The sequence below is a fragment of the bacterium genome, from assembly GCA_028821235.1.
Lineage (GTDB): Bacteria > Actinomycetota > Acidimicrobiia > Spongiisociales > Spongiisociaceae > Spongiisocius.
This window is the reverse complement of sequence record JAPPGV010000065.1, coordinates 1-6891: the sequence shown is the minus strand read 5'-3', so window position 1 is coordinate 6891 and position 6891 is coordinate 1. Positions and strand designations below refer to the sequence as shown.

The following is a 6891-nucleotide window of genomic DNA, read 5'->3' as shown; positions in this document are numbered from 1 at the left end:
CTCGTCCGCGAGCTCCGGCCCTCCGGAGTCGACGATGGCGCCGTCCATCATGATGTGCACCCGGTCGGGGCGGACGTAGTTGAGGATGCGGCTGTAGTGGGTGATCATCAGGATGGCCACCTCGTCGCCGCGCATCTCCTCCACCGCGGCGGCGACCTCCCGGACCGAGTCGATGTCCAGCCCGGAGTCGATCTCGTCCAGCACAATCACCCGCGGCTCCAGGACCGCCAGCTGGAACACCTCCGAACGCTTCTTCTCCCCTCCCGACAGATCGCCGTTGACAGACCGATTGAGGAACCGTTCCATCCGGAGGCGCCCTGCCTGGACCGCGATCCGCTCCCTCGCCTCCTCCGGACCGGCGCCCAGCGCCACGGCCGCCTCTTCGAGCAACACGGCCAGGTCGAGACCGGGAATCTCCACCGGATACTGGAGGGCCTGGAACAGACCGGCCTGAGCCCGTTCGTGAACGTCGAGGTCCACGATCGAGGCGCCATCCACGGCTATGACCCCCGACACCCCGTAGCCGGGCTTTCCGGCCAGGACGTGGCAGAGGGTGGACTTGCCCGACCCGTTGGGACCCATGATGGCGTGAACCTCACCGAACGGAACGTCCAGATCGACTCCCTTGAGGATGTCGAGCCCGCTGGTGGAGGCACGGAGATCCCTCACGTGGAGGGCCGTCCTGCTCATCGGTCGCCTCCGCCCCCGTCCACACTCACCATGACCCGGCCCTGCTCGAGCCTCACCTCGTAGGTGGCTACCGGCTGGGTGGCGGGTAGGCCCCGGGGTATTCCGGTCCGGACGTCGAACTCCGAGCCGTGGAGCGGGCACTCCACGTCGTAGTCCCATAGCTCACCCTCGGACAGGGAGGCGAACGCGTGGCTGCAGATGTCTCCGATCACGTAGAAGTCGTCCCCGATCCGGAACACGGCCAGGGAGCGACCGGCCAGGTCCACCCGGGACCCGCCCTCGGGGAAGCCATCCGCGGCGCCGGCATCCAACCACGCCATCAGGACGCAGCCCGCTGTTGCGCTCCGGCGAACTTGGCGGCCACCGCCCGGCGCGACGGCGCGGCCAGCTCGGGCACGGAGAGTCCCGACAGTATCTCGTTGAAGAAGCCTCTCACCAGTAGGCGCTCGGCCGGGTTGCGGGGAAGCCCGCGGCTCATCAGGTAGTAGAGCTGTTGCTCGTCCAGCGGGCCCGAGGAGGACCCGTGGCCGCACTGGAGGTCGTCGGTGAGTATCTCCAGGTTCGGAACCGAGTTGACCTTGGCGCCGTCCGAGAGCACCAGGTTGCGGTTGGTCTCGAATGCGGAGGTGCCCACGGCCCCTTTCTCGATCCTCATGAGTCCGGTCCAGACTGCCTCGGCCTTATCGGCAACGGCGCCCTTGAGGAAGATGTCGGACGTGGTCCGGGGACCCCGGTGGGTGACGTAGATGCGGTAGTCGAGGACCTGCGAGCCGTCGCCGAAGTAGATGCCTCCCATCTGGACCGACGATCCGGCCCCGGCCAGGGAGATCCCCAGCCGCTGCCGGGCGTACAGCCCCCCGAGACCCACCTCCCCGATCCGGAGGGTGGAGTCCCGCTCGGCCGCGAACTGGTGATGCGCCACCATGCGGGCCGGATCGGACAGGTTCTGGACGACCGAGACGGACAGGCGGGCGCTTCGATCCGCCAGCGCCTCCACTATGGGACAGACCAGCAGTTCGGCGCCCGGCGCCGAGCGGTACAGCACCACTACCGAGGCTTCCGAGTCGGGCTCCCCCACCACCGTCACGTGCGGGAAGCTGACCGCTCCCTCAGTCACGGCCTGGACATCCACGACCACCGGCGCGGCAAGCGTCCTTCCGGCCGGGATCGTCACCACCGCGCCGGGCGGCGCCATGGCGTGGTTGGCGGCCGCGAACACGTCGACCTCGGGGGATGCCATCGATCCGTAGAGGCCTGCCAGCCGGCCGTCCGGTACGTCAACCGACCGATGAACCTCGATCTCGCCGGCCTCGACATCCACCACGGCTCCGTCCACCATGGTCAGGCCGCCGCTCACCTCTCCCAGCGCCTCGAGGTACTCGTCGCGGTCCAAGCCGCCGGACGGTTCGGTAGCGGGACGGAAGTCGTCGAGGACGAAGTCGATGTCCACGTACTTCCAGTCCTCGTCCTTGGGACCGGGCATGGCAGCCGACGCCAAGGCCTGGCGACCCCGGTCGCGCAGGCCGGCCAGCCAGGCCGGCTCGTCGCCGATGGACACAGTTGTTGTGGGTGGGGACAATGACACAGATCCTTCTTCCGGAATCCGGCGAGCGGATGGTAACGGGTGAACCGATGCTATCCACCATCCACCGTCCAGTGGCAAGGCGGACCGTCAGCGTCACCCACCGATCAGGTGGGCGGCTCGGGCGAACACGTTGTCCAGCATGTCCTCGGTCAGCTTCCCGGTGAAGGTGTTCTGCTGGGAGGGGTGATAGCAGCCGATGATCGACGGGGCTCCCGCGCCCGGGTGCACCTCGACGCCGTGGGAGAAACGCGGCTTGGGAACCGGGATCTCCCATCCCCGGCGCCGGCCGATGCGCAGCGTCTGGTCGAAGGCCATGCCGCCGAGCGCCACCACCACCCGCACGCGCCGGCACAGGTCGAGTTCCTGCTCGATCCAGGGGGCGCAGGCGTCCCGCTCGGCCGCAGTGGGACGGTTCTGGGGCGGTACGCACCTGACGATGGCGGTTATGGCCGCATCGATCAGGCGGAATCCGTCATCCCGGTGGTCCGCGACCGGACGGTTGGCGAAGCCCGCCCGGTGAAGGGTCCGGAACAACCACTCCCCGGATCGGTCCCCGGTGAACATCTGGCCGGTGCGGTTCGAGCCGTGGGCGCCGGGGGCCAGGCCGATAATCAGCAGCCGGGCCTCGGGACGCCCCAGCATCGGGACCGGTCGAGCCCAGTAGTCATGGTCGGCGTAGGCCGCTCGCTTCTTCACCGCCAACTCCTCCCTCCAGGCCACCAGACGAGTGCACCGCCGGCACCCGATCAGCTCGGCCTGGAGCTGATCGAACGCATCAGTCGGGAGGGCAGGCCGGCTCGCCACCTCGTTGTCGGGGGTCGGGATCACGGGGTCTCCGGATCGAGCGCGTCCACGTTGAAGATGCTGGCCGCGTTCCACAGCATCCAACCCAGCGAGCGGGCCTCGGCAGCATCGATCTGCTCGCGCACCTGCTCCGGTGTGTAGTAGAAGTCCTGGAGCCAGGGGCGGATGATGGACTGGCCCTCCAGCCGTTTCAGACCTGCGTCGAGCGCTCCGGCCACCACCTCGCCCGGGTGATCATTGGGCGTGTCGAAGCCGAACCACCCGGTCGAGTAGTGGCTCGGGTAGACCATCGGCGACAGCACGTCGGCGGTGGTGGAGAGGGTGGTGAACTCCTGGCCGATCCCGCCATCCCCTATCACGGTGGTGATGAACCCGAAGATGTCGGCCCCGACCACGCACCCGAGCGGGTGGAGGCGCTCGGCTGCCTGTGCCAGGAAGGTGGTGATCGTCCCGATCCGGATGTCCTCCGAGTCGCCCAGATCGAAGACGGCCGTGTCGGGATAGCCGTCCGGGAACCGGACGTAGTCGAACTGGATCTCGTCGAACCCGGCCGCGCAGACCTCCTCCGCCAGCCGCAAGGCGTATTCCCGAGCTTGCTGATCGGTGGGATCGAGGAAGTACTGGTTGCGTTTGCGGAAGGAGGTGCCGGTGGCGGTGTCGAATACCGCCATTTCGACAATGGCCCGCGCCGCGATGGGGTCCTGGAAGGTCACGAGACGGGCGATCTTGTACAGCCCCCTGACGTCCATCTGGTTGACCACCCGGTCGATGTTGAACAGAACGTCCACCGCACCGATCTCACGGGCCAGGCCCACGTCCGTGTCGAACAGCACCCGGCCGGACTCGTCCTTGACATCGATCACGAGGGCGTTGACCACCGTGTCCTCTGCGATCGAGAGTATCTCCGACCACTGCCCCTCGGAGACGAAAACGGTGTGCCCGACATGCAGGGCGCGGATCAGATAGGGCTCCAGGACGATCTCGTGGACGAGTATCTCCCCGTCCCAGACGAACTCGGTCGCCACCCAACCCGGGCGTTCGACGGTGATGGTGCCGGGTGAAGCCCGCGATATCTCGAAGCTGCCCTGATCGTCGGTCATCACGTTGACACCGCCCAGGGACACCGAGGCGATCGCCAACCCGAATCCCTGGTTGTCCACCACCGCACCCCGCAACACCACGGGCCGCAGGGCCAGTTCGACGGGATCGTCCTGGAACGAGTCGACCTCCACCGCGCCGGGGAAGAAACCTTGGGCCTTAACCGAGGCCGAGGTGGGCTCGCCCTCCCAACGCACCCGGAACACGCCGCTCCCGTCGGTGACCTCCTGGCCGTACTCCGTGTCGGCCAACGCCCCGACGATCGGCTCTCCGGCATCGTCCTTGACCAGGATGGCCACGGTCGGAACCTCCGTCGGCGCGGGTATCGGCGCTTCCCCGACCACCACCGGAGATTGCGCCAGGCAGGCTGTCAGGAAGACCGATCCCAGGACGGGCGCCAGTGACCACACCACGGATCGCGGGAAGGACAGAACAGGCCTTCGGGGCCATTGAATCTGTCTCATGCGGACCGCATAATCAAAGAACACATTGCCAAATCGTTGCCAGGGTGATACGTTGCCTTGTCGTGCCCGTAGAGAGGGGGTAAGTAGGCGTGGTCTTGGCAGCGAGGGAGACACCGCTATCGACCGACGCAGTTGACCTGTACCTTGACGAGGTATCGGCGCACCCCCTCCTGACCGCCCAGGACGAGGTTGACCTCGCACTCCAGATCGAACTGGGCCGCCAGGCTTGCGAGCAACTCGACGCCACGCCCGATCTCGACCCGAACGACGGCCCGAAGCTACGCCGGCTGGTGAGGGAGGGCGAGAGAGCCAAAGCGATCTTCATCCAGTCGAACCTCCGCCTCGTCATCTCGATCGCCAAGCGCTATTCGGGCCGAGGCATGGACCTGATCGACATGATACAAGAGGGCAACCTCGGACTGATACGGGCTGTCGAGAAGTTCGACTGGCGCAAGGGCTTCAAGTTCTCCACCTACGCCACGTGGTGGATTCGCCAGGCCATCACCCGGGGTTTGGGCAACCAGGCTCGCACCATCCGCTTGCCGGTGCACATGGTCGACATCGTCAGAACGGTGAACGAGACGGTCTACACGCTGACCGAGGAGCTCCGGCGCCGGCCGACCCGTGAGGAGATCGCGGCCGCCAGCGGTCTCGACATCGACCGGGTGGCAACCGCCCTGGCCACCCCCACCAGCACCATCTCGATAGATCGTCCGGTCGGGGAGGACGGGGACGCGGTGCTCGGGGACTTCGTCCCGGACAAGACCGCCATCGATCCGTTCGCCTATGCTGCCGCCGCCGTGAGACGAGCCCGGATCGAAGAGGCCCTGGGCATTCTCACCGACGACGAGCGCACGGTGGTGGTCAGCCGTTACGGGTTGGGGGGGACCCAGACGATGACCCTGACCGACATCGGCGCCAGGATGGGCGTGACCCGGGAGCACATCCGCCAGATCGAACGCCGGGCCCTCTCGAAGCTCCGGCACCCCAGCAACGCATACGAACTGAAGACTCTGATAGACCTCTGAGTACCCGGCCCGGTGCGAGGGTGGGCGTCTGCTAGCCGACCGCTCCGGCAGCCGCCATGTTCAGCTCGATGAGCCGGTTCATCTCGACCGCGTACTCCATAGGGAGTTCCTTCACGATCGGCTCGATGAACCCGGCCACCACCATCGAGGTGGCCTCGTCCTCGGTGAGGCCCCGGCTCATCAGGTAGAAGAGTTGCTCCTCCCCGACCTTGGACACCGTTGCCTCGTGACCGATCTCGGTGTCCGACTCCTCGATCTCCATGTAGGGGTAGGTGTCGGATCGGCTGGCGTCATCGAGGATCAGGGCATCGCAGCGGACGAAGGACTTGGCACTCTCGGCGCCGGGTTCCACCCTCACCAGACCCCGGTATCCGGCCCTGCCCCCCTCACGGGCGATGGACTTGGACAGGATGGTGGAGGTGGTGTTCGGAGCGACATGGACCATCTTGGCGCCCGTATCCTGGTGCTGGTCCTCACCCGCGAACGCGATCGACAGCACCTCGCCATGGGCGCCGGGCTCCATCAGCCACACCGCCGGGTACTTCATCGTCAGCTTTGACCCGATATTGCCGTCGACCCACTCCATGGTGGCGTCGGCATAGGCGGCCGCCCGCTTGGTCACCAGGTTGTAGACGTTGTTCGACCAGTTCTGGATGGTGGTGTAGCGGCAGCGCCCGCCCCGCTTGACGACGATCTCGACCACCGCCGAGTGGAGGGAGTCGGTGGTGTAGACAGGCGCCGAGCACCCCTCTACGTAGTGGCAGAAGGCGCCCTCGTCCACGATGATCAGGGTCCGCTCGAACTGGCCCATATTCTCCGAGTTGATCCTGAAGTAGGCCTGGAGGGGCTGGTCCACGTGGACGCCCGGAGGCACGTAGATGAACGAGCCTCCCGACCAGACCGCCGAGTTGAGGGCGGCGAACTTGTTGTCGTTGGGCGGGATCACCGTCCCGAAGTACTCCTTGACGATGTCGGGATGGTCCCGCACCGCGGAGTCCATGTCCATGAACAGGACCCCCATCGACTCCAGGTCCTCCCGGTTGCGGTGGTAGACGACCTCCGACTCGTACTGGGCGGTCACCCCGGCCAGGAACTTGCGCTCCGCCTCGGGAATGCCCAGCTTCTCGTAGGTGTCCTTGATGGACTCGGGCACCATGTCCCAGTCCTTGGCCTGTTCCTCGGCCGGCTTGACGTAGTAGTAGATGTCGTCGAAGTCGATCTC

The 6891-nt window shown here is 66.5% G+C and carries 7 protein-coding genes; 1 reads left to right on the top strand and 6 read right to left on the bottom strand.

The window, feature by feature from the left end; translation table 11 throughout:
- The 5 genes from sufC to OXK16_06950 all read right to left on the bottom strand — a co-directional run.
- Window positions 1-690, bottom strand: a 690-nt coding sequence (gene sufC, locus OXK16_06970; protein MDE0375687.1) for a Fe-S cluster assembly ATPase SufC, incomplete at its 3' end; no start/stop codon positions are given.
- Window positions 687-1010 (bottom strand): non-heme iron oxygenase ferredoxin subunit, encoded by a 324-nt coding sequence (locus tag OXK16_06965; protein MDE0375686.1) that lies wholly within the window; start codon window positions 1008-1010, stop codon window positions 687-689. The genes sufC and OXK16_06965, both read right to left, overlap by 4 nt.
- Entirely contained in the window at window positions 1010-2269 is a 1260-nt protein-coding gene (gene sufD / locus OXK16_06960) for a Fe-S cluster assembly protein SufD (protein MDE0375685.1), read from the bottom strand. The genes OXK16_06965 and sufD overlap by 1 nt, the downstream gene beginning before the upstream one ends.
- Window positions 2270-2368: 99 nt before the next feature.
- Complete coding sequence (locus OXK16_06955) at window positions 2369-3103, bottom strand: uracil-DNA glycosylase (protein MDE0375684.1); 735 nt, start codon at window positions 3101-3103, stop codon at window positions 2369-2371.
- Window positions 3100-4641 (bottom strand): hypothetical protein, encoded by a 1542-nt coding sequence (locus OXK16_06950; protein ID MDE0375683.1) that lies wholly within the window; start codon window positions 4639-4641, stop codon window positions 3100-3102. Before OXK16_06950 ends, OXK16_06955 begins: the two co-directional genes overlap by 4 nt.
- 95 nt (window positions 4642-4736) lie before the next feature.
- Between OXK16_06950 and OXK16_06945 the strand changes: the two genes are divergently transcribed.
- Window positions 4737-5669 (top strand): sigma-70 family RNA polymerase sigma factor, encoded by a 933-nt coding sequence (locus tag OXK16_06945; protein ID MDE0375682.1) that lies wholly within the window; start codon window positions 4737-4739, stop codon window positions 5667-5669.
- Window positions 5670-5700: 31 nt separating this feature from the next.
- On the opposite strand, the gene sufB is transcribed toward OXK16_06945, so the two are convergent.
- On the bottom strand, window positions 5701-6891 hold a 1191-nt coding region (gene sufB / locus OXK16_06940; protein ID MDE0375681.1), incomplete at its 5' end, for a Fe-S cluster assembly protein SufB.

Bases quoted from the DNA above. Each gene is read 5' to 3' on its own strand.
- OXK16_06950 (MDE0375683.1), bottom strand. From the start codon at position 4,641: ATGAGACAGATTCAATGGCCCCGAAGGCCTGTTCTGTCCTTCCCGCGA.
- OXK16_06965 (MDE0375686.1), bottom strand. From the start codon at position 1,010: ATGGCGTGGTTGGATGCCGGCGCCGCGGATGGCTTCCCCGAGGGCGGG.